Here is a 21000-nt window from a genome sequence, read left to right as displayed (position 1 = left end):
AAGACTAAAAAGCGCAGGGAGATGTATTTCTTCTTGCGCTTTTTTTGGTTGGCTTTCTTTTTAATGAATAATACCATTTTTGAATAAATAACAGTCTAATTTTATTGAAAAAAAACTAAATCCACAAACTCTGTAATTACAGTTTCTTCTATTGGGTCTAGCCCTATTTTGAGCTCTTCCCTTGTATTGTATATAATTATGCTCTATTTTTTGAGTAGAATATTAAAATACTTTAATGCTCCCCATACCCAACATCATCCATCTTTCCGCTAAAAACACGATACTGAATAATAAAATACACAATCACCAGAAACAAAGCCACAAAAAACCAGCTCAGACCGGCATTGAGTCCGTATTCGCCAGCAGCAGTATTGTAAATCGTAAGCGAAGGATTTACCTTATTGGTAGACGGCAGAACATTTGGGAAAATCGAAACGGCTGTTGAAGCAAATCCGCCAACAAGAAATAAGGTAGAAAATATAAAAGCCTGTCCGTCTTTTTTAAAAGTCCGCACTTTGAACAATCCTAAAATCCCAACAAAAGTCATTACAGGAAAAAACCATAAAATTGGATTTTCTACAAAATTATGAAATGGTTTCGGCTCAATAAAATGCCAGATCTGAAGTGAAATAATCACTAAAACCAACAAAGCAATATTCAGTTTAAAAACTAAGTTTTTAAGTTTTTCGTTTAAGGAAGAATTCGTTTTATAAATAATCCAGTTCGCACCGTGAATCATCAATGCGACAACACTTACGATTCCCAAAAACAAAGTAAACCAATCGATAATTCCCAATTGATCTGCCTGCGGGCTAAAAGTCGGATTCCATAAAGGAAGAAAAAAATAATGTGGCTCCTGCGTAGAAACACCGTTTTCTACCATTCCGAGATTTACTCCGCGAACGATATTTCCCAAAGCAATTCCGAAGAACAAAGCCAGAAGCAGACTTGCAATCCCGAAAGCCTTATCCCAAATGGCTTCCCACATGTGATGATGCACCTGACCACGCATTTCCAGACCAATCGCACGAAAAATCAACAGCCACAAAATCATAATCAAAGGCAGATAAAAACCGCTGAAAGACGAAGCGTACAAAGTTGGAAAAGCAAAAAACAAAACCCCTCCGGCTGCAATCAGCCAGACTTCATTGGCATCCCAAAACGGACCAATCGAGTTTGTAATGACTTTTTTATCCCTTTCAGTTTCCGCAAAAAACAAGTGAATAATTCCTGCCCCAAAATCGTAGCCGTCCAACACAATATAAACGGCAAGGATTCCCATTAAAACTACATACCAAAAAAATTCCATACCTATATTTTTTCTGTTGAAAGTTCCACATAATGCGGCCCTTTATTGATAATTTTTCCAATTAAAAGCAAAAACAGCATACCAAGCAATAGATACAATCCGATAAAACCCAGCAAAGTAAACAAGGTATTGCCGGATGAAACCGTTGGCGAAGCACCGGAAGCCGTTCGCATTAAATTATAAACCAGCCACGGCTGTCTTCCTAATTCTGCGGTGTACCATCCTGTAGTGTTAGCGATATAAGGGAATGGCATCATAAACATCAGCGACCATAAAAGCCATTTGGTTTCAAACAATTTCCCTCTGATTAACTGAAAAAGTGAAATAATCATTAATCCAATAAAAACAGTTCCGAGCCCTACCATAATATGATAGGCATAATACAATCCTGAAATATTGGTTGGATGGAGGTCTTCTTCAAATTGGTCTAGCCCTTGAATTTCCTTATCCCAGTTTCCATACGTCAGGAAGCTCAATATATTCGGAACGGCTATTTTATTATCGAGTTTTTTGTCTTTTACATCGGGCTGACCAATTAAAACAATTTCAGAACCTTTTTCTTCTGTGTGAAAAATTCCTTCCATAGCCGCAAAAGTCACAGGCTGATACTTCACTACGTTTTTAGCCAGTAAATCTCCTGTTGGAACTGCTACAAAAAGACTCGAAATCAATCCGAAAATGACTCCGGTTTTTAAAAATAATTTACCAAAAGAAACATTCTTTCTGCTTAAAATATAAAAAGCGCCAATTCCGGCAACCACAAACGAACTCGTTACTAAAGAAGCCGCCTGATTGTGAAGATAAGAAGGCCATAGCCACGGATTTAAGAACAATGCTTTAAAATTTGTCAGTACAAATTTTCCGTTTTCCAGAATTTCGTAACCCACCGGATTCTGCATCCATGAATGTGTCGCTATAATTAAGTAACCGCTGGCCCAGGAACCAATCATGATTAACAATCCGGTTACAAAATGCCATTTATGTCCGAGTAGTTTTTCTCCAAATAAAAAGATTCCCAAAAAAGAAGATTCGAGAAAGAACGAAAACATACCTTCCATTGCCAGCGTCTGACCGACGATTCCTCCTGTTAATTCGGAGAATTTTGCCCAGTTGGTTCCAAACTGAAACTCCATCGGGATTCCGGTTACAACCCCCATTGCAAAATTCAGGGCGAAAATTTTCATCCAGAAATGGTTGGCGTGATTGTATTGTTCGTTATTAGTTTTTAAATATTTCCACTTAAAGTAAACAATAATGAGCGACAAACCCATTGTAAGCTGTGGAAAAAGATAATGAAAAGTAATCGTGAAGGCAAATTGCATTCGGTCATAAAAGAGCATTTCTTCCATAAGGTAATTTGTTTATGAAGTTCCACAAATTTACCCATTAAAACCCGAATTCCTGTCCTGTAAAACCAGTTTATTTGTAAAGTTTTAAACCATATAAGTAAATATAAGTTTTACGCAAAATCTAAAATGAACTTATATCACTTATATGATGAAATTTTTTTTTCAACTGCAAAATATTAAACACATAGAGTCATAGATTTTGTAAACGCAAAAAAGCATTTCACTTGCTTTAATAACACATAGTTATGTATTGAGAAATGTGTTTCTCTATTATTCCCTTTTCAAAGAATAAATCTATGGTTCTATGTGTTAGAGCCTGTTTAAAATAATTTCCCTACTATTTATTTCTTTTTTTTTACCCAAAAATCAAATTTCTGTAACATTAGTCACCTATTTTAAGGAAAAACAAGATTACCTTTGTTATCCCATATTTATTGAATATATCATGAAAATCGAACAAATTTACACCGGATGCCTCGCACAAGGTGCATACTATATTACATCAAACGGAGAAGCTGCGATTATTGATCCGCTTAGGGAAATTCAGCCTTATTTAGACCGTTTGGAACGCGATCAGGTTAAATTGAAATATATTTTTGAAACACATTTCCACGCCGATTTTGTTTCTGGACATGTTGATTTGAGCAAAGAATCCGAAGCCCCAATTATTTACGGACCAAATGCTACTTGTGAATTTGACTGCGTTTCTGCAAAAGACGGACAGGAATTTAAAATAGGAAAGATTACCATAAAAGTCCTGCACACACCTGGACACACTATGGAAAGTACTACTTTTTTACTAATTGACGAAAACGGAAAAGACCATGCCATTTTCTCCGGAGACACTTTATTTATTGGCGATGTAGGTCGTCCTGATTTAGCTCAGAAAGCAGCTGGAATGACACAAGACGAGTTAGCCGGAATTTTATTTCATTCGTTAAGAAATAAAATTATGACTTTGGCCGATGATGTGATTGTTTACCCTGCGCACGGAGCCGGAAGTGCCTGCGGAAAAAATATGAGTAAAGAAACGGTTTCGACTATCGGAAATCAAAAAGCAACCAATTATGCGTTGCGCGAAAACATGACTGAAGACGAATTCATCAAAGAAGTTACTGACGGATTATTGCCTCCTCCAGCCTATTTCAGCATGAACGTAGCTATGAACAAACAAGGTTACGAAACCTTTGAATCGGTTTTACACAATGGAATGAAAGAGATTGATGTAAAAGATTTTGAAGCTGTTGTTGAAGAAACCGGAGCATTGATTCTGGATACAAGAAGTGCTGCAGAGTTTAGCAAAGCCTATATTCCACAATCTATTAATATCGGAATCAATGGTGATTTTGCTCCTTGGGTTGGCACTTTAATTGCTAATGTAAAACAACCTATTATATTGGTTACCGAAGCTGGTATGGAAGAAGAAACCGTAACTCGTTTAAGCCGTGTAGGTTTTGATACAATCATCGGACATTTGAAAGGTGGTTTTGAAGCCTGGCAAAAAGCAGGTTTTGAAACAGATTCTGTAAACCGAATCACAGCAGAACAATTTGCAAACGAAGCCGACATTCAAAAAGATAAAATAATAGATGTTCGAAAAGAAACTGAATACGAAGCTGAACATATCGAGGATGCATACAGCAAACCTCTTGCTTATATTAATGACTGGGTAAAAGATATTGACGCTAAGGAACATTTTTATCTGCATTGTGCGGGTGGTTATCGAAGCATGATTGCAGCTTCGATTTTACAAGCAAGAGGTTTCAGAAATTTCACCGAAATTGAAGGCGGTTTTGGAGCAATAGCAAAAACAACTATTCCAAAATCTGATTTCGTTTGCCAAAGTAAGGTTTTGAAAGCATAAACATTGAACATAAATTCTTTTACCATATAAGTTATATAAGTTCATTTAATTTCGGTGCGTTTTAACTATCAACTAATTAAACTTGTAAGTTCATATAAGTTCAGCGCAATCTAAACTCCAGCTTATAATTACTTACATCACTTATATGGTGAAAAAAAAACATTTTAATTTTTAAATAAACATGAGTATACTAGAAATTATAAAAGAACCATGGCCCTGGTATGTTGCAGGCCCGCTGATTGGATTAACTGTTCCAATTTTATTAATTATCGGAAATAAATCTTTCGGAATCAGTTCATCATTGCGCCATATTTGTGCAATGTGCATTCCTGCTAATATTCCGTTTTTTAAATACGACTGGAAAAAAGAAAGCTGGAATTTATTCTTCGTTCTCGGAATCTTTCTGGGCGGTTTTATTGCCGCATATTTCCTGTCAAATCCAAACGCAGTTGTTATCTCTCCCGAATTGTCAGCAAAATTAGCTACTTATGGAATCACAGATTACACTGGTTTAGTTCCGTCGCAATTATTTTCGTGGGAAAGTTTACTAACGCTTCGCGGATTCATCATGATTGTCGTAGGCGGATTTTTAGTAGGTTTCGGAACCCGTTATGCCGGAGGATGCACGAGCGGACATGCTATTATGGGATTATCAAACCTGCAATGGCCTTCGTTAGTAGCAACCATCTGTTTTATGATTGGCGGTTTTGTCATGGCACTTTTGATTTTGCCACATATTCTTTCACTTTAAAATTTCAAAAATGAATCCTTTAGAAAATAAAAATACAGACGGCGAAGGAATCAACGCAAGTCAGCAAAATGAATCCGTATTCGGAAACCTAAAATATTTAATCGTCGGCATCTTTTTCGGAATTGTATTTGTAAAAGCCGAAATCATCAGCTGGTTCCGTATTCAGGAAATGTTCAACTTAGAATCTTTCTTCATGTATGGCGTAATCGGAAGTGCCGTTGCTGTTGGATTAATATCAGTTCAATTGATTAAAAAACTCAATATAAAGACTTTACAAGGAGAAAAAATCGAAATACAGCCCAAAACATTCAATAAAGGACAAATCTACGGCGGATTATTATTTGGTTTCGGATGGGCAATTACCGGAGCTTGCCCTGGACCATTATTCGCCCAAATTGGTACTGGTGCCACTGTAATTGTTGTAACTTTAGTAAGTGCCATTGCCGGAACATGGGTTTACGGATTGATAAAAGACAAGCTTCCTCATTAAAAATTTGTTTGAGGTTTCAAGTTTCAGATTAAAAGACAAAATACACCCGACAGGTTTTGAAAATCTGTCGGGTTTGATAATTATAAAAAAGCACCCCAAAATGAACAAATTCTATTTTAAACTATTTATCGTCTTGTTATTTGCAAGCTGTTCCGGAAACAAGAAATCTAACGCTCAAATTTCAAATACGATTTATCCCGTTCAAATGGATAGTTTAGAATTGTTTGACCCGTCAAGAAACCGAAAAATTCCTGTCGCTGTTTACCACCAAAAAACGGAAAAAAAAATAATTAATCAGCAGATTATATTTTTCAGTCACGGATATGGCGAGAATAAAGGTGGAGACAATAAAATATATTCCTATTTAACAGAGAATTTAGCTTCTAAAGGATATTTTGTTATCAGCATTCAGCATGAATTACCAACGGATGATCTTCTCCCAATGGATGGAGACTTAAAAATTACCCGAAGACCAAACTGGGAAAGAGGCTCTGAAAACATTCTCTTTGTACTAAATGAATTCAAGAAAACAAAACCTGATTTAGACTTCAAACATCTTGCTTTGATTGGGCATTCTAATGGTGGAGACATGACAGCTTTATTTGCCACAAAACATCCTAAATTAGTTTACAAGATTATAACAATGGACAATCGAAGAATGCCCCTCCCAAGAGCTCATAGTCCAAAAATATATACACTACGCTCCAAAAACTATGATGCGGACAAAGGTGTTTTGCCTACAGAACAAGAACAAAAAAAATATGGAATGACGGTTCAACTCACAGCCATTAATCACAGTGATATGGATAATGATGCTACAATCGAAGAGCGAAAAACACTGAATACTTACATCGAAAATTATTTAAACCAATAAATTTAAATTCATCTGGACGTGCCACCATCCCAATAAAAAGGCTAATATTCTTTGCGCTTACATCCATTTTATCGGGATGCTGTCGGGCTATCCGCACTGCTTCGGCAGTTTGCTCCTATCCCTCACGCGGGCAAACCGGTTTTAATTACCATTGCCATTTAAAAATAAGAATTTGTGTCTTTAATACAAGTAGCATCAGGTTATTCACTTTCCTTTTCTTATGTTTGTTACTCAACAACAAGTCCCTGAAATAGTACGCAAATATGAATCGCACAGCACAATTATCAAAACTACAAAACACACAAAATTGGGACGTAATAATCATTGGCGGAGGCGCAAGTGGTCTTGGAACCGCTCTTGATGCAGCAAGTCGTGGTTACAAAACAATCTTACTGGAAGCAGTTGATTTCGCAAAAGGAACTTCAAGCAGAAGCACAAAACTGGTTCATGGCGGTGTACGTTATCTGGCACAAGGCGATGTGCATCTGGTACGCGAAGCATTAAAAGAAAGAGGTTTACTGGCTCAAAACGCAGGTCATTTAGTCAAAAATCAATCATTTGTTATTCCGAATTACAATCGCTGGAACGGATATTTCTATACTATCGGATTAAAAATTTATGATTTATTGGCGGGCAGCTTAAGTTTAGGCGCTTCAAAATATATCTCGAAAGAAAAAACAATCGAAATGCTTCCGAATGTACAGGAAAAGGGGTTGGCAAACGGTGTTATTTATCACGACGGCCAATTTGATGATTCCCGTTTGGCTATAAATATTGCCCAGACTGCCTTAGAAAAAGGAGCTTGTGTCATTAACTATATAAAGGTTGTTAATCTAATAAAAGACAACAAAGAAACTGTTGTTGGCGTACAGGCAATCGATCAGGAAACCGGAAGTAAATACGACATAAAAGGATCAGCCATCATAAATGCTACAGGCATTTTTACAAATGCTATAATGAAGCTCAACGATAAAGTGTATAAAAAATATATCGTTCCGAGTCAGGGAATCCATTTAGTATTTGACAAATCTTTTTTACCCGGCGATCATGCATTGATGATTCCGAAAACAAAAGATGGAAGAGTTTTATTTGCAGTTCCGTGGCATAACCGTGTCGTCGTAGGAACAACAGATACCTTAATTAAAAGCCATAGCTTAGAACCTGTTGCACTGGAAAGCGAAATTCAATTTGTTTTGGAAACAGCACAACGCTTTTTAGCAAAAAAACCAACCAGAGCCGATGTACTATCTGTTTTTGCAGGTTTGCGTCCTCTGGCTGCTCCAAAAGAAGAAGGTAAAAGCACTAAAGAAGTTTCCAGAAGTCATAAAATCCTCGTTTCTAAAACCGGCTTAATCACTATTACTGGAGGAAAGTGGACAACTTACAGAAAAATGGCTGAAGAAATTATTGATAAAGCCATCAAAACAGGAAAATTACATAAAAAAGAATGTGCTACTGAACATCTTGCCATTCACGGAAACAAACACACCACTACTGTTGATCGCGAAAATCACCTTTACATTTATGGCTCAGATATTCCTAAAATAATTGAATTACAACAAAACCAACCTGAACTAAGTGAAAAACTGCATCCTGACCACGAATTCACAATTGCCGAAGTAATTTGGGCAATTCGATACGAAATGGCAAGAACAGTAGATGATATTCTCGCAAGACGTGTACGCTTATTATTCTTAGATGCCAGAGCTGCAGTTGAATCTTCTGAAAAAACAGCAAGATTAATGGCAAAAGAACTCGGACATGATGAAGCATGGATTAGCAAAGAAATTTCAGATTTTAAAAAAATCTCTAAAGGCTACCTCTTATCTGAATTTCAATAAAAACCTGAAATACAAAACCTTAAAAACACCTATTACCTCCTTAATTTAAAATATTTATTAATTATCTTTAATCAATATTTTAAATTAAAAAAATTGCATTACATTTATACTAATTACATAGAGTTTATATACAATTATTTATCAACGTAATTTATTAACGAAAAATTAACATGACATTTGTATATACAATAATGAAAAGTTATACATTTGTATATACAAATTATACACTTACAACTATGACAATTGAAGAAGTTATAAAAAGTACTGTTAAGATGGATAATGCGAAAAAAGTTATTCTGAATATCATGTATACGCAAAATGTAATTCAGGATCATTTCAACGAGTTGATAAAACCGTATGATTTGTCCGGAGAACAATACAATGTACTACGCATATTAAGAGGACAAAAAGGAAACCCTACCAATATGTGTGTGATACAGGAACGCATGCTGGCGAAAACCAGCAATACAACACGATTAGTAGACAAATTATTATTGAAAGAATATGTTACCCGAAATGTCTGTCCGAACAATCGACGAAAAATAGAGGTTTCGATTACTCAGAAAGGATTAGACGTTTTAAAAGAATTAGACCCCAAGGTAGATGCACACGAGCGTGAATTTGCCGCGAATATAAGCCCTGAAGAATTAGAATTATTAAATCAGTTATTAGAAAAATACCGAACCCAACAAAATTAACATTATGAGTACACTATTAGACAATTTAAATTGGAGATACGCAACCAAAAAATTTGATGCAACTAAAAAAATTTCCGAAGCAGATTTAAATACATTAAAAGAAGCTGTTCGATTAAGCGCTTCTTCATACGGATTACAGCCATTTAAAGTGATTATTGTAGAAAATCCGGAATTAAGAGAGAAATTAAAAGCTGAGGCATGGGGACAAACTCAAATTACAGATGCTTCTCACCTGTTCATTTTTGCAAATGATCTTAATCTTGATTCAAAATCAGTTGAAGCATACATCAAAAATATAAGCGAAACCAGAGGAGTTCCTACAGATGCTTTAGGAGGATTTGCAGATATGATGAATGGAGTAATTTCAAACTTATCTCAAGAAGCTAAAAATGTCTGGACATCAAAACAAACTTACATTGCTTTAGGCACATTATTAAGTGCAGCGGCAGAATTAAAAATTGACACTACGCCAATGGAAGGTTTTAGTCCTGCAGCATTCAATGAAATTTTAGGCTTTGATAAATTAGGCCTAAATGCAGCAGTTGTAGCTACTATAGGTTACAGACATGATGAGGACGACGCTCAGCATTACAAAAAAGTTAGAAAATCTCAGGACGAATTATTTATCACACTATAATTATTTAATAACAATCAAAATCAATTTCACAACATGAAAAATTTAAAAACAATTGCAATAGCATTATTCGTAGCAGCAGCTGGTATCTCTGTAAACGCACAAACTAAGAAAATCGACGTTAAGGCATCTACTATCAAATGGGTAGGTAAAAAAGTAACCGGGGAGCACTCTGGAACTGTAAACTTCAAAGAAGGGGCTGTAGTTTTCAAAGGAAAAAAATTAACTGGAGGAAGCTTTACAGTTGATATGACTTCATTAACTGCAACTGATTTAACTGGAGAATACCAAGGAAAATTAAACGGACACTTAAAAGCTGACGATTTCTTCGGAACTGATAAATTCCCAACTGCAAAATTAGTTTTCAAAACTATTGGAGCTAAATCAACTGATGTTTATACCGTTACTGCTGATTTAACTATCAAAGGAATAACTAAACCTGTAACTTTTGACATCGCTGTAAAAGGAAATACTGCTACAACTGCATTTAAAGTTGACAGAACTAAATATGACATCAAATATGGTTCAGGAAATTTCTTTGAAGGTTTAGGAGACAAAACAATCAACGACGATTTCGAATTGACAGTAGCTTTAAAATTCTAAATTTTCGCTTACTATTTCAGGAAACCCCAACAACTCAAATTGTTGGGGTTTCTTTTTTATAAAAACATAAAAATAACGTTCTTAATATTCAAATAACCCTTTCATAACAAGGTCTGGCGTTTTGATTAACATTGGGCTTTTAATTTTGACTTCGTTAAAAAAACAGTAAAATAAAAGCTAGAAATCAAAAATCATAGTTATGAAAATTAAAATACGTATTGCCCTAATAACACTTTTCAGTACTTTTTTTCTTCAGGCACAACAACCACAAAAAGGGATCACAGGAGCATCAAACTGGATGAACAACTGGACCAATTTTAAGCCTGCAGCAGTTGAGTATGGCGAAGCTACAAATATTATTGCTGGTACCATAGATAAAGACACGAAACTAAGCAAACGCAATACCTATCAATTAGTCGGAATTGTTTATGTAACTAATAACGCTATTCTTACTATTGAGCCTGGTACTGTTATTAGAGGAGATGACAAAACCTGCGGAACATTAGTTATTGCTAATGGTTCTAAAATTATTGCAGAAGGGTCAGAAACAGATCCCATTATTTTTACCTCTAACAAAGAAACAACCGAAAGAAAACCAGGAGACTGGGGTGGTATCATTATTTTAGGGAAAGCACCTATTAATAAACTAGGCGGTATTGCAACCTTGCCTTTTAACTTAGACGAAATGCTTAATCATTACGGAGGTCAGGATGCAGAAGACAACTCAGGTATTCTAAAATATGTACGTATTGAATATTCCGGAAGAAAATTAAGCGCTTTGAAAGAACTTAACGGACTTTCATTAGCCGGTGTTGGCAGAAAAACAGTTTTAAGCAACATTCAGATCAGCTATTCAAATGATGATTCGTTTGAATGCTACGGCGGAGACCTGAATATGAATAACTTAATTTCGTACCGAACAACAGATGATGATTTTGATTTTACACAAGGAGCCCAAATCAATATCAGCAACAGTATCGCTATTCGTCATCCTTTTTCATCTGATATTTCAGGGTCAAGATGTTTTGAAGTAGACTCATACGATAAAATTGAAAACACGGATATGACTAAAAAAATGACGAAAATAAATGCAAACAACATCACATTGGTAAATCTGGAAGAAAACGATCAGGGATTAGTTCGTGAATCTGCTCATATTGGAGAAAATACCTTTTTCAACTTAACCAATAGTGTCGTTTCCGGCTTCACTCCTTTCATCCTTCTAAATGGAAATATTGGAAATGATAATGATAATGATAATTTATCAAAAATTACAATAAAAAATGTAATGGCCAACAATTGTAATGGTGCAATTACAAGCGAATCGTCAAGCAATGATGCCGGAATTAAGAACTGGTACGGAAACCCTGAATTTGCAATAGAATTTACCAAAATGAAAAGCAGCGAATTGTTCTTAGCCCCTAATATTAAAGGAAATCCGGATTTTAGAGTCAGATTGAACAATGCAGTTGCAAGTGGAAAATAAGCAATTAAAATTATTTATTTTTTTTACATATTTAACAATTTTATAAATTAAGAAAAGTTTTTTTTTGCTTTTAGTACATTCTAATTCAAATTACATTTATATATTTGCGTTATCAAAATAAGATTATGAAAATTACAATGAACAATACTTGGTGGTGGAAGAATTTACGTCAGACGTCGTGAACAAAGCTTCCTATGGTATTTTAAACTATAAATAAAAAAAGGCTTGTCATCACGACAAGCCTTTTTTTATGGCCGAAACTTTAACACAAAAAAATATTAAACTAAAAAACAACATACATTGAAGCCTTTTATACTCAACACCCATTACAAACAAATCCTGGCAGACACTATTACGCCGGTAAGTATTTATTTTAAAATCAGAGATAAATTCCCAAATAGTTTATTATTAGAAAGTAGTGACTATCACGGAAATGACAATAGTTTCTCGTACATATGCTGCAACCCGATTGCCACGATTAAAATTGAAAACGAAACTATTACCAAAACTTTTCCTGACGGATCATCAGAGCAAAATACAATTGATGCTTCAACCAATATTCCGGAAGTGATTCAGCAATTTTCAGGTCAGTTTAAATCAGAGAAGAACGATTTTAAATTCATCAATAATGGTTTATTTGGTTACATTTCTTATGATGCCGTTCGTTATTTCGAAAAAGTAGAAATTGCTAAAAAAGATTCGGCGACCTTGATTCCGGATGTTTTTTATGCCGTTTACCAAAACATCATTGCCATCAATCACTTCAAAAACGAAGCTTATATTTTTTGCCATAGTTTAGATGGAAGAAATAATATTTCTGAAATCGAACAATTATTACAATCCAGAAATATCGCTTCTTATAAATTCACTAAAGAAGGCGAAGGTTTTTCTAATTTAACTGATGAAGAGTTCAAACACAATGTTGCTTTAGCTAAAAAACATTGTTTCCGCGGAGATGTATTTCAATTGGTTTTATCCCGTCGTTTTACACAAGGTTTCAAAGGTGATGAGTTTAATGTTTATCGTGCTTTACGAAGCATCAACCCTTCTCCTTATTTATTCTTTTTTGATTATGGAGATTTCAAAATATTCGGTTCTTCGCCCGAAGCACAAATTATCGTAAAAAACAGAAAAGCCGAAATTCATCCAATTGCAGGAACTTTCAGAAGAACGGGTAATGATGAAAAAGATGCTGAACTGGCAAAAAAATTATCCGAAGATAAAAAAGAAAATAGCGAGCATGTAATGTTGGTGGATTTGGCCAGAAACGATTTAAGCCGAAACGGTCATGATGTAAATGTAGAAAGATATAGAGAAGTTCAGTTTTTCTCACACGTGATTCACCTGGTTTCAAAAGTTACAGGACATTTACATGACAAAGCGACAACAATGCAGGTTGTAGCCGATACTTTCCCGGCTGGAACTTTAAGCGGCGCTCCAAAACACAGAGCGATGCAGCTGATTGAAGATTACGAAAAAACAAACCGTAATTTCTACGGAGGTGCAATTGGCTTCATGGATTTTGAAGGCAATTTCAACCATGCTATTATGATTCGTACTTTCCTTTCAAAAAATCATCAATTACACTGTCAGGCCGGAGCCGGAATCGTAGCAAGTTCTGATGAAGAAAGCGAAATGCAGGAAGTTTACAATAAATTAAGAGCTCTGAACACAGCTTTGGAAATGGCTGAAAAAATTTAGTTTCAAGTTCTCTTAGTTTCAGGTTTCAAGTTGTGAGAACCTGAAATTTGAAACCTGAAACAATAAAAACAAAAAATAAAGACATGAAAAAAATATTAGTTATAGACAATTACGATAGTTTCACTTACAACTTAGTACACTATCTGGAAGATTTAAACTGTGAAGTAACCGTTTACAGAAACGATGAATTTGATATTGACGAAATTGCTTCTTTCGATAAAATACTGCTTTCACCAGGACCCGGAATACCGGATGAAGCGGGTTTATTAAAAGATGTAATTCGCAAATATGCGCCAACAAAAAGCATTTTAGGTGTTTGTTTAGGACAACAGGCAATTGGAGAAGTTTTTGGAGGAACACTTTCAAATCTTGATAAAGTATACCATGGTGTTGCCACAAATGTAAAAAAAGCAGTTACAGACGAATCTTTATTTGATGGCCTTGAAGATGAATTTGAAGTAGGACGCTACCATTCATGGGTTGTTGATGCTGATTTACCTGATGTTCTGGAAGCCACTTCATTTGAAGAGCACGGTCAGGTAATGTCACTACGCCATAAAACATACGATGTACGCGGAGTACAATTTCATCCTGAAAGTGTATTAACACCAAACGGAAAAAGAATTTTAGAGAACTGGGTTAAGGATTAGAAATCAGTCAAAAGTTTTAAAATCGAAAATCATAAAAGTCTTTCTGTGTTTTAAAACTTGAAAATCAATTCTGAAATTACATTACAAAAGTCACGGACTTTAAAACTCAAAAAATGGAAATAACAATTTTAGAGACAAGAGAAATTAGCATTGATGACATTTTAGTCTTATACAAAGCCAATGAATGGAGTTCAGCCAGTAAACCAAATGAATTGTATAATGGTCTTTTAAATTCTGAAACTTTAGTGACTGCCTGGGAAGGAAAAAAGCTGGTAGGATTAGGTAACGCAATTTCAGATGGATTCTTAACTGTTTATTATCCGCATTTATTAGTGCTTCCGGAATATCAGGGAAAGGGAATAGGAAAGTTGATTATGGACAAAATGCAGGAGAAATACAGTCACTTTCACATGCAGATGTTAACCGCAGACGGAAGATCAGTTGATTTCTACAAGAAAAATGGTTTTGAAAGAGCGGGACAAACAGAACCCATGTGGATTTATCAGGGAAATGAACATTAAAAAGTATAACCGTAAAGTCTGAATGCCGAAAATCATAAAGTCAAATACGAACTAAAAAAATATAAATAACACAACACTAAAATAAGTATGAGAAGCAAAAGACATTAAGACTTTTGACATTCGACTTTAAGACTTAAAAAAATGAAAACTATATTAAACAAATTAATCAATCATGAAGTGCTTACAAAAGAAGAAGCAAAAAACGTCTTGATTAATATTTCAAGCGGTCAATACAACTCAAGTCAGATTTCGGCTTTTTTGACCGTATTTATGATGCGAAGTATAACGATTGAAGAATTAATCGGTTTCAGGGAAGCACTTTCTGAATTGTGTATCCGTATTGATTTATCCGATTATAACACTATCGATTTGGTAGGTACCGGAGGTGACGGAAAAGACACTTTTAACATTTCGACTTTGGCATCATTTGTAACAGCCGGAGCCGGAATAAAAGTCACAAAACATGGTAATTACGGCGTTTCTTCTATCACAGGTTCCAGTAATGTTATGGAAGCTTTAGGAGTTAAATTTAGTAACGATCCTAGTTTCCTTGAAAAATGTGTAGACAAGGCCGGTATTTGTATTTTGCATGCTCCTCTATTCCATCCTGCTATGAAATATGTAGGACCACTTCGTAAAGAACTGGCAGTCAGAACCATTTTCAACATTCTCGGACCACTAATTAATCCTTCTTTTCCAAAAAATCAATTATTAGGGGTTTTCAATCTGGAGTTAGCCAGAATGTATGCTTATCTCTATCAAAATACTGATAGTAATTTTACGATTGTACACGCTTTAGATGGTTATGACGAAATCTCTTTGACAGGACCAACCAAAATAATTACACATAGTACCGAAGGTATGTTAAATCCAGAAGATTTTGGAGTTAAATTAATTAAACAAAGTGACATCAAAGGAGGTGAAACTATTGCGGAATCGGCAGAAATATTTACCAACATCATTTCAGGAAAAGGAACCGAAGCACAAAATAATGTCGTTTGTGCCAACGCAGCCATGGCTATTGCAACGGTTACAAAATGTTCTCCAATTGAAGGATTTGAATTAGCAAAAGAAAGTTTATTATCTGGAAAGGGATTGAAAGCATTAAATAAATTGAAAGATTTAATGATTTAAAAATTGAAAAATTATGACTAAATCTTTTGAAGAATTTGAAGTTTATAAAAAAGGAGTTCAGTTAGCCAAATTAACTTTTGAATTGATGAATAATAAACCTTTTGAAAGAGAATTTGGATTTAAAGATCAAATAAAAAGAGCTGTCTTGTCAATTACAAATAATATTGCTGAAGGATCAGAATACAATAATAACAAGCAATTAATACGATATCTAAAAATTTCAAAAGGAAGTTGTGCAGAGGTTAGGAGTATACTAATATTAAGCAGAGAATTAGGCTTTTGTAATCAGCAAGAAATTCAAAAAGGTTATGATTTAACAATTGAAATATCACAAAACTTATCAAATTTTATAAAATATTTAAATACCAAAATAGAATCATAACTTAAAGACAGAACATTGTTCAATCTTTAAATTTTTCAATCTTTAAATAATAATAAATGAACATCTTAGACAAAATCATAATAGACAAAAAAAGAGAAGTAATTCTTAAGAAATCGATTATTCCTGTTTCTCAATTGGAAGCATCGGTATTCTTTGGAAAACAAACTATTTCGCTAAGTCAGAAATTAAGAGAAAGCAACTCCGGAATTATCGCAGAACACAAACGCCGTTCGCCTTCAAAATCAATTATCAACAACAATTTCACAGTTGAAGAAGTAGTTAAAGGATACGAAGATGCAGGCGCTTGTGGAATTTCAGTTTTAACAGACGGAAAATATTTTGGAGGTTCTTTAGACGATTTACTTTTGGCAAGAGCTTCAGTAAATATTCCGCTTTTGCGAAAAGAATTTATTGTTGACGAATACCAGATTTTGGAAGCCAAAGCACACGGAGCCGATTTGATTTTACTAATCGCAGCAGTTCTAACTCGTGAAGAAATTAAATCATTATCTGAATTTGCTAAAAACTTAGGCTTAGACGTTTTATTAGAAGTTCACAATCAGGAAGAACTGGTAAAATCAATTATGCCCTCTTTAGATATGATTGGTGTAAATAACCGAAACCTGAAAACGTTCGAAGTAAGTCTTGATTTCAGCAAAGAATTAGCTTCTCAGATCCCAAATGATTTTGTTAAAGTATCAGAAAGCGGAATCTCATCAGTCGAAGCCATTCAGGAACTTAAACCTTATGGCTACAAAGGTTTCTTAATCGGAGAAAACTTCATGAAAACTGATAATGCAGGACAGGCAGCAACAGAATTTATTAATCAGCTGTAAGCCGTACGCTATAAGCTATAAGCTTTTAGCAAAAAGTAAATAAAAAATCAGCACAAAGCAAAGAGCATACAGCTTATTGCTTAAAGCTTAAAGCATTAAAAAAAAATGAAACTCAAAATATGCGGTATGAAATATCCTCAAAACATTCTCGAAGTAGGTTCACTCCTACCCGATTATATGGGATTTATTTTCTGGGAAAAATCCGCAAGATATTGTGACGGTGATATTCCGGAACTTATCAGAACCATCAAAAAAGTGGGTGTTTTTGTCAATCAAAGTCAGGAAGAAATTCTGGAAAAGGTTGAGAAACACAATTTACAAGCCGTTCAGTTACATGGAAATGAATCGGTTGAATTTTGTTCAGAATTAAAAAAGCAGCTTCCAAAGAAAATCGAAATTATTAAAGTATTTTCGGCTGATGAAAATTTTGATTTTGAAATCATCACACCTTTTGAAAATGTATGCGATTACTTTCTGTTTGATACGAAAGGAAAATTGCCGGGTGGAAACGGAACAACTTTCGACTGGAGCATTTTGAAAAAATACAATTCGAAAAAGCCTTTCTTTTTAAGCGGCGGAATCGGAATGAACGAATTGAAAGCCATTGAAGAAATTTCAAATAGTAAATTACCTATTTATGCTGTTGATATAAACAGTAAATTTGAAATCGAACCAGGGCTTAAAAATAAAAATCTATTAAGCAATTTCAAACGAAAATTTGAAATCATCAACATTTAAACTTTAAACAAAATGAATTTTAACGTAGACGAAAAAGGATATTACGGAGAATTTGGAGGAGCTTACATTCCTGAAATGCTCTATCCGAATGTAGAAGAATTACGCCAAAAATATCTAAGCATAATGGATGAACCGGATTTTAAAGCCGAATTCAACCAATTACTAAAAGATTATGTAGGACGTCCTAGTCCGCTGTATTTTGCAAAACGTTTGTCTGAAAAATACAATACCAAAATCTACCTGAAAAGAGAAGATTTAAACCATACCGGAGCACATAAAGTAAACAATACCATTGGACAGATTTTAATGGCAAAACGTTTACGCAAAAAAAGAATTATTGCTGAAACCGGAGCCGGCCAGCATGGTGTGGCAACAGCAACGGTTTGTGCTTTAATGGGAATGGAATGTATCGTGTACATGGGCGAAATCGACATTGCACGTCAGGCTCCAAACGTGGCTCGTATGAAAATGCTGGGGGCTGAAGTTCGTCCGGCTCTTTCGGGTTCAAGAACTCTAAAAGACGCTACAAACGAAGCTATTCGTGACTGGATTAATAATCCTGTTGACACCCATTATATTATCGGTTCGGCAATTGGACCTCATCCTTATCCGGATATGGTAACCCGTTTTCAAAGTATTATTTCTGAGGAAATCAAATGGCAGTTAAAAGAAAAAGAAGGACGTGAAAATCCGGATTACGTAGTGGCTTGTATTGGTGGCGGAAGTAATGCTGCCGGAACGTATTATCACTTTTTGCACGAACCGGAAGTGGGCATCATTGCTGTTGAAGCTGCCGGACAAGGTGTTGACAGTGGTCACAGTGCCGCAACAAGCAAACTGGGAAAAGTAGGCGTTATTCACGGTTGCAAAACCCTTTTAATGCAGACTGCAGACGGACAAATTACAGAACCGTATTCAATTTCTGCAGGTTTGGATTATCCGGGAGTTGGACCTTTACATGCACATTTAGCTCAAACCGGACGTGGCGAATTTTTCTCAGTAACTGATGATGATGCAATGAATGCAGGTTTACAGCTTACAAAACTAGAAGGTATCATTCCGGCAATTGAGAGCGCGCACGCTTTTGCCGTTTTAGATCAAAAGAAATTCAAACCTACAGATGTTGTGGTAATCAGCCTTTCTGGTCGCGGAGACAAAGATTTGGATAATTATATTGACTATTTTAAATTGTAATAAAAGTTGTATTTTTGGGCGTTACCCAAGGGTCGGGCTGTCCGCTAAATTCCCAATAACAAAAAATACGGCTAAAAGCCTTGTTTTTCTAATCGGGCGATACCGCTCCCATCCCTAACGCAAACAAATAACGAGAAAAATAAAGATTTATGGAACAGATATTCTCTTACGGAACATTACAGTCGAAAGAAATTCAGATGCAGGTTTTCAATAAACTATTAACCGGAACACCGGACCAGTTAACGGGTTACAAACTAAAAGACCTTCAAATAGAAGAAGAATTTGGAATAGAAGACTATTTTGTAGCAACGCCAAGCGAAAATCCATCGGATGCTGTAGACGGAATCGTTTACAATATTTCCAGTGCTGATTTAGCAAAAGCGGATCAATTCGAATCCAATGCATACAAAAGGGTTGAAATAACACTGAAGTCAGGAACTGTTGCATGGATTTATATTGAAAATTAATTAAAGCAGATTAATCTTAATCCTGTAAGTTTTTGAAAACCTTGCAGGAACAAAAAATAAAACAATGAACAGAATAACTCAAAAATTACAAGAAGATAAAAAGATCCTTTCTATTTATTTTTCTGCGGGATATCCAAGTTTAAATGATACCGTTCAGATTATTCAGGATTTAGAAAAAAACGGAGTGGATTTAATTGAAATCGGTCTTCCCTTTAGCGATCCTTTGGCAGACGGACCAACAATTCAGGCGAGCTCAACAACGGCACTCCATAACGGAATGACTACTCAGATTCTTTTCGATCAGCTGAAAAACATCCGCGAAAGCGTAAAAATCCCGTTGATTATTATGGGCTATTTCAACCCGATGTTACAATATGGAGTGGAAGCTTTTTGTCAGAAATGTGCCGAAATTGGTATCGACGGCTTAATTATTCCGGATCTTCCGGTTGATGTTTACGCAGATCAATACAAAGCTATTTTTGAAAAATACGGTTTAATCAATGTATTTTTAATTACACCACAAACTTCAGACGAACGTATCCGTTTTATCGACAGCGTTTCAAACGGATTTATTTATATGGTAAGTTCGGCAAGTGTTACGGGTTCTCAGGCAGGTTTTGGAAACACTCAGGAAACGTACTTTGAGAGAATTTCAAACCTCAACCTGAAAAATCCTCAAATCGTAGGTTTCGGAATTTCAAATAAAGAAACCTTCAGTCAGGCTACGAAATATGCAAAAGGGGCAATTATCGGTAGTGCTTTTATTAAGCATTTGAGTGAAAACGGAAGCGGAAAAATTGAGGAATTTGTTGGTGAAATTAGGTAATTCTCAGTTTTTACAAATATTTTGTACATTTGAATAAAATCAATTATTATGGATTTAGAAACTCGCAAAATATCATTCGTTCAGGAATTTCTAAGACTTCAAAGTGAGGAAATTGTAATTCATCTTGAAAATTTACTTCATAAGGAAAAAGTTGAATTAGTTGATCAGGAAATGAAATCAATGAGTATTGATCAATTTAATAAAGAAATTGATCAATCCATAGATGATGTTAAAAACAGTAGAATCATATCTGCTAAAGATTTAAAATTTAAAATTCAGAAATGGGATTAGTAGTTTATTGGACGCAATTCGCTGAAGACAAACTCAATGATATTTTTGAATATTACAAATTTAAAGCTGGAATTAAAGTTGCTCAAACTTTAGTAAATGGAATTATTGATATTTCACTTACTTTAGAATTCAATGCTTACGGTGGTCAAAAAGAAAAACTTTTATCTGAGAGAATACAAGATTTCAGATATATGGCTTTCCAAAATTATAAAATTATTTATTGGATTGATAGAGACAAACAAATAGTGTTTGTCTCTACTGTTTTTGATACCAGACAAAATCCTCAAAAACTTATATTAGAAAAATAATTCTTTACTTCTAATAAAAAATCAAGTTAAAATCAACATTTAATAACTACATT

General features: G+C 34.9%; 23 protein-coding genes. 21 read left to right on the top strand and 2 right to left on the bottom strand.

The window, feature by feature from the left end:
- Window positions 1–232 precede the first annotated feature (232 nt).
- Together cydB and BXU10_RS04165 are read right to left on the bottom strand one after the other, a co-directional pair.
- Window positions 233–1309: a cytochrome d ubiquinol oxidase subunit II gene (gene cydB, locus BXU10_RS04170; protein ID WP_078226230.1), complete on the bottom strand. Its 1077-nt coding sequence runs from the start codon at window positions 1307–1309 to the stop codon at window positions 233–235.
- A gap of 2 nt (window positions 1310–1311) precedes the next feature.
- Complete coding sequence (locus BXU10_RS04165; protein WP_078226229.1) at window positions 1312–2658, bottom strand: cytochrome ubiquinol oxidase subunit I; 1347 nt, start codon at window positions 2656–2658, stop codon at window positions 1312–1314.
- A 445-nt stretch (window positions 2659–3103) separates the two neighbouring features.
- Between BXU10_RS04165 and BXU10_RS04160 the strand changes: the two genes are divergently transcribed.
- The 21 genes from BXU10_RS04160 to BXU10_RS04060 all read left to right on the top strand — a co-directional run bounded on the left by BXU10_RS04160 (window position 3104) and on the right by BXU10_RS04060 (window position 20947).
- The gene (locus BXU10_RS04160; protein ID WP_078226228.1) at window positions 3104–4522 is read left to right on the top strand and encodes a rhodanese-like domain-containing protein; all 1419 of its coding nucleotides are present in this window, start codon (window positions 3104–3106) and stop codon (window positions 4520–4522) included.
- A 187-nt stretch (window positions 4523–4709) separates the two neighbouring features.
- Window positions 4710–5273 carry a YeeE/YedE family protein gene (locus BXU10_RS04155; protein ID WP_078227908.1) on the top strand — a complete coding sequence of 188 codons (564 nt, stop codon included), beginning with the start codon at window positions 4710–4712 and terminating at the stop codon, window positions 5271–5273.
- Window positions 5274–5283: 10 nt separating this feature from the next.
- Entirely contained in the window at window positions 5284–5763 is a 480-nt protein-coding gene (locus tag BXU10_RS04150) for a DUF6691 family protein (protein WP_078226227.1), read from the top strand.
- 100 nt (window positions 5764–5863) lie between these two features.
- Window positions 5864–6637: an alpha/beta hydrolase gene (locus BXU10_RS04145; protein WP_078227907.1), complete on the top strand. Its 774-nt coding sequence runs from the start codon at window positions 5864–5866 to the stop codon at window positions 6635–6637.
- Window positions 6638–6900: 263 nt separating this feature from the next.
- Window positions 6901–8478: a glycerol-3-phosphate dehydrogenase/oxidase gene (locus tag BXU10_RS04140; protein WP_078226226.1), complete on the top strand. Its 1578-nt coding sequence runs from the start codon at window positions 6901–6903 to the stop codon at window positions 8476–8478.
- A gap of 236 nt (window positions 8479–8714) precedes the next feature.
- Window positions 8715–9176 carry a MarR family winged helix-turn-helix transcriptional regulator gene (locus BXU10_RS04135; RefSeq protein ID WP_078227906.1) on the top strand — a complete coding sequence of 154 codons (462 nt, stop codon included), beginning with the start codon at window positions 8715–8717 and terminating at the stop codon, window positions 9174–9176.
- A 4-nt stretch (window positions 9177–9180) separates the two neighbouring features.
- Window positions 9181–9813: an NAD(P)H-dependent oxidoreductase gene (locus tag BXU10_RS04130; protein WP_078226225.1), complete on the top strand. Its 633-nt coding sequence runs from the start codon at window positions 9181–9183 to the stop codon at window positions 9811–9813.
- A gap of 33 nt (window positions 9814–9846) precedes the next feature.
- On the top strand, window positions 9847–10413 hold the full coding sequence (locus BXU10_RS04125; RefSeq protein WP_078226224.1) for a YceI family protein: 567 nt from the start codon (window positions 9847–9849) through the stop codon (window positions 10411–10413).
- Window positions 10414–10612: 199 nt separating this feature from the next.
- Window positions 10613–11899 (top strand): hypothetical protein, encoded by a 1287-nt coding sequence (locus tag BXU10_RS04120; protein ID WP_078226223.1) that lies wholly within the window; start codon window positions 10613–10615, stop codon window positions 11897–11899.
- Between the two features lie 300 nt (window positions 11900–12199).
- Window positions 12200–13600: an anthranilate synthase component I family protein gene (locus tag BXU10_RS04115; protein WP_078226222.1), complete on the top strand. Its 1401-nt coding sequence runs from the start codon at window positions 12200–12202 to the stop codon at window positions 13598–13600.
- Window positions 13601–13683: 83 nt separating this feature from the next.
- Window positions 13684–14250, top strand: coding sequence for an aminodeoxychorismate/anthranilate synthase component II (locus BXU10_RS04110; RefSeq protein ID WP_078227905.1), 567 nt, complete (start codon window positions 13684–13686; stop codon window positions 14248–14250).
- Between the two features lie 113 nt (window positions 14251–14363).
- Entirely contained in the window at window positions 14364–14771 is a 408-nt protein-coding gene (locus tag BXU10_RS04105) for a GNAT family N-acetyltransferase (protein ID WP_078226221.1), read from the top strand.
- A gap of 141 nt (window positions 14772–14912) precedes the next feature.
- Window positions 14913–15905: an anthranilate phosphoribosyltransferase gene (gene trpD / locus BXU10_RS04100; protein WP_078226220.1), complete on the top strand. Its 993-nt coding sequence runs from the start codon at window positions 14913–14915 to the stop codon at window positions 15903–15905.
- A gap of 13 nt (window positions 15906–15918) precedes the next feature.
- Window positions 15919–16287: a four helix bundle protein gene (locus BXU10_RS04095; protein ID WP_078226219.1), complete on the top strand. Its 369-nt coding sequence runs from the start codon at window positions 15919–15921 to the stop codon at window positions 16285–16287.
- 56 nt (window positions 16288–16343) lie between these two features.
- A complete protein-coding gene (gene trpC / locus BXU10_RS04090; protein WP_078226218.1) occupies window positions 16344–17123 on the top strand; it encodes an indole-3-glycerol phosphate synthase TrpC in 780 nt (259 codons plus the stop codon).
- Window positions 17124–17228: 105 nt separating this feature from the next.
- Window positions 17229–17861 (top strand): phosphoribosylanthranilate isomerase, encoded by a 633-nt coding sequence (locus tag BXU10_RS04085; RefSeq protein WP_078226217.1) that lies wholly within the window; start codon window positions 17229–17231, stop codon window positions 17859–17861.
- 12 nt (window positions 17862–17873) lie between these two features.
- Window positions 17874–19055, top strand: a complete 1182-nt coding sequence (gene trpB / locus BXU10_RS04080) for a tryptophan synthase subunit beta (RefSeq protein ID WP_078226216.1) — start codon at window positions 17874–17876, stop codon at window positions 19053–19055.
- Window positions 19056–19204: 149 nt separating this feature from the next.
- Window positions 19205–19522, top strand: coding sequence for a gamma-glutamylcyclotransferase family protein (locus BXU10_RS04075; RefSeq protein ID WP_078226215.1), 318 nt, complete (start codon window positions 19205–19207; stop codon window positions 19520–19522).
- A 64-nt stretch (window positions 19523–19586) separates the two neighbouring features.
- A complete protein-coding gene (gene trpA / locus BXU10_RS04070; RefSeq protein WP_078226214.1) occupies window positions 19587–20348 on the top strand; it encodes a tryptophan synthase subunit alpha in 762 nt (253 codons plus the stop codon).
- 48 nt (window positions 20349–20396) lie between these two features.
- A complete protein-coding gene (locus BXU10_RS04065) occupies window positions 20397–20639 on the top strand; it encodes a hypothetical protein (RefSeq protein WP_078226213.1) in 243 nt (80 codons plus the stop codon).
- Entirely contained in the window at window positions 20630–20947 is a 318-nt protein-coding gene (locus tag BXU10_RS04060; protein ID WP_078226212.1) for a type II toxin-antitoxin system RelE/ParE family toxin, read from the top strand. Before BXU10_RS04065 ends, BXU10_RS04060 begins: the two co-directional genes overlap by 10 nt.
- The last annotated feature ends 53 nt before the right edge of the window (window positions 20948–21000 follow it).

Source organism: Flavobacterium sp. LM4, assembly GCF_002017935.1.
Taxonomy (GTDB): domain Bacteria; phylum Bacteroidota; class Bacteroidia; order Flavobacteriales; family Flavobacteriaceae; genus Flavobacterium; species Flavobacterium chungangense.
The sequence above is the reverse complement of the archived record's forward strand: the minus strand, read 5'-3'. Positions and strand labels throughout refer to the sequence as shown.

Excerpts from the sequence above, each read along its gene's own strand:
- cydB (WP_078226230.1), bottom strand. The coding sequence starts at position 1,309 with ATGGAATTTTTTTGGTATGTAGTTTTAATGGGAATCCTTGCCGTTTAT.
- BXU10_RS04165 (WP_078226229.1), bottom strand. The coding sequence starts at position 2,658 with ATGGAAGAAATGCTCTTTTATGACCGAATGCAATTTGCCTTCACGATT.
- BXU10_RS04160 (WP_078226228.1), top strand. The coding sequence starts at position 3,104 with ATGAAAATCGAACAAATTTACACCGGATGCCTCGCACAAGGTGCATAC.
- BXU10_RS04150 (WP_078226227.1), top strand. The coding sequence starts at position 5,284 with ATGAATCCTTTAGAAAATAAAAATACAGACGGCGAAGGAATCAACGCA.
- BXU10_RS04145 (WP_078227907.1), top strand. The coding sequence starts at position 5,864 with ATGAACAAATTCTATTTTAAACTATTTATCGTCTTGTTATTTGCAAGC.
- BXU10_RS04140 (WP_078226226.1), top strand. The coding sequence starts at position 6,901 with ATGAATCGCACAGCACAATTATCAAAACTACAAAACACACAAAATTGG.
- BXU10_RS04135 (WP_078227906.1), top strand. The coding sequence starts at position 8,715 with ATGACAATTGAAGAAGTTATAAAAAGTACTGTTAAGATGGATAATGCG.
- BXU10_RS04130 (WP_078226225.1), top strand. The coding sequence starts at position 9,181 with ATGAGTACACTATTAGACAATTTAAATTGGAGATACGCAACCAAAAAA.
- BXU10_RS04125 (WP_078226224.1), top strand. The coding sequence starts at position 9,847 with ATGAAAAATTTAAAAACAATTGCAATAGCATTATTCGTAGCAGCAGCT.
- BXU10_RS04120 (WP_078226223.1), top strand. The coding sequence starts at position 10,613 with ATGAAAATTAAAATACGTATTGCCCTAATAACACTTTTCAGTACTTTT.
- BXU10_RS04110 (WP_078227905.1), top strand. The coding sequence starts at position 13,684 with ATGAAAAAAATATTAGTTATAGACAATTACGATAGTTTCACTTACAAC.
- BXU10_RS04105 (WP_078226221.1), top strand. The coding sequence starts at position 14,364 with ATGGAAATAACAATTTTAGAGACAAGAGAAATTAGCATTGATGACATT.
- trpD (WP_078226220.1), top strand. The coding sequence starts at position 14,913 with ATGAAAACTATATTAAACAAATTAATCAATCATGAAGTGCTTACAAAA.
- BXU10_RS04095 (WP_078226219.1), top strand. The coding sequence starts at position 15,919 with ATGACTAAATCTTTTGAAGAATTTGAAGTTTATAAAAAAGGAGTTCAG.
- trpC (WP_078226218.1), top strand. The coding sequence starts at position 16,344 with ATGAACATCTTAGACAAAATCATAATAGACAAAAAAAGAGAAGTAATT.
- BXU10_RS04085 (WP_078226217.1), top strand. The coding sequence starts at position 17,229 with ATGAAACTCAAAATATGCGGTATGAAATATCCTCAAAACATTCTCGAA.
- trpB (WP_078226216.1), top strand. The coding sequence starts at position 17,874 with ATGAATTTTAACGTAGACGAAAAAGGATATTACGGAGAATTTGGAGGA.
- BXU10_RS04075 (WP_078226215.1), top strand. The coding sequence starts at position 19,205 with ATGGAACAGATATTCTCTTACGGAACATTACAGTCGAAAGAAATTCAG.
- trpA (WP_078226214.1), top strand. The coding sequence starts at position 19,587 with ATGAACAGAATAACTCAAAAATTACAAGAAGATAAAAAGATCCTTTCT.
- BXU10_RS04065 (WP_078226213.1), top strand. The coding sequence starts at position 20,397 with ATGGATTTAGAAACTCGCAAAATATCATTCGTTCAGGAATTTCTAAGA.
- BXU10_RS04060 (WP_078226212.1), top strand. The coding sequence starts at position 20,630 with ATGGGATTAGTAGTTTATTGGACGCAATTCGCTGAAGACAAACTCAAT.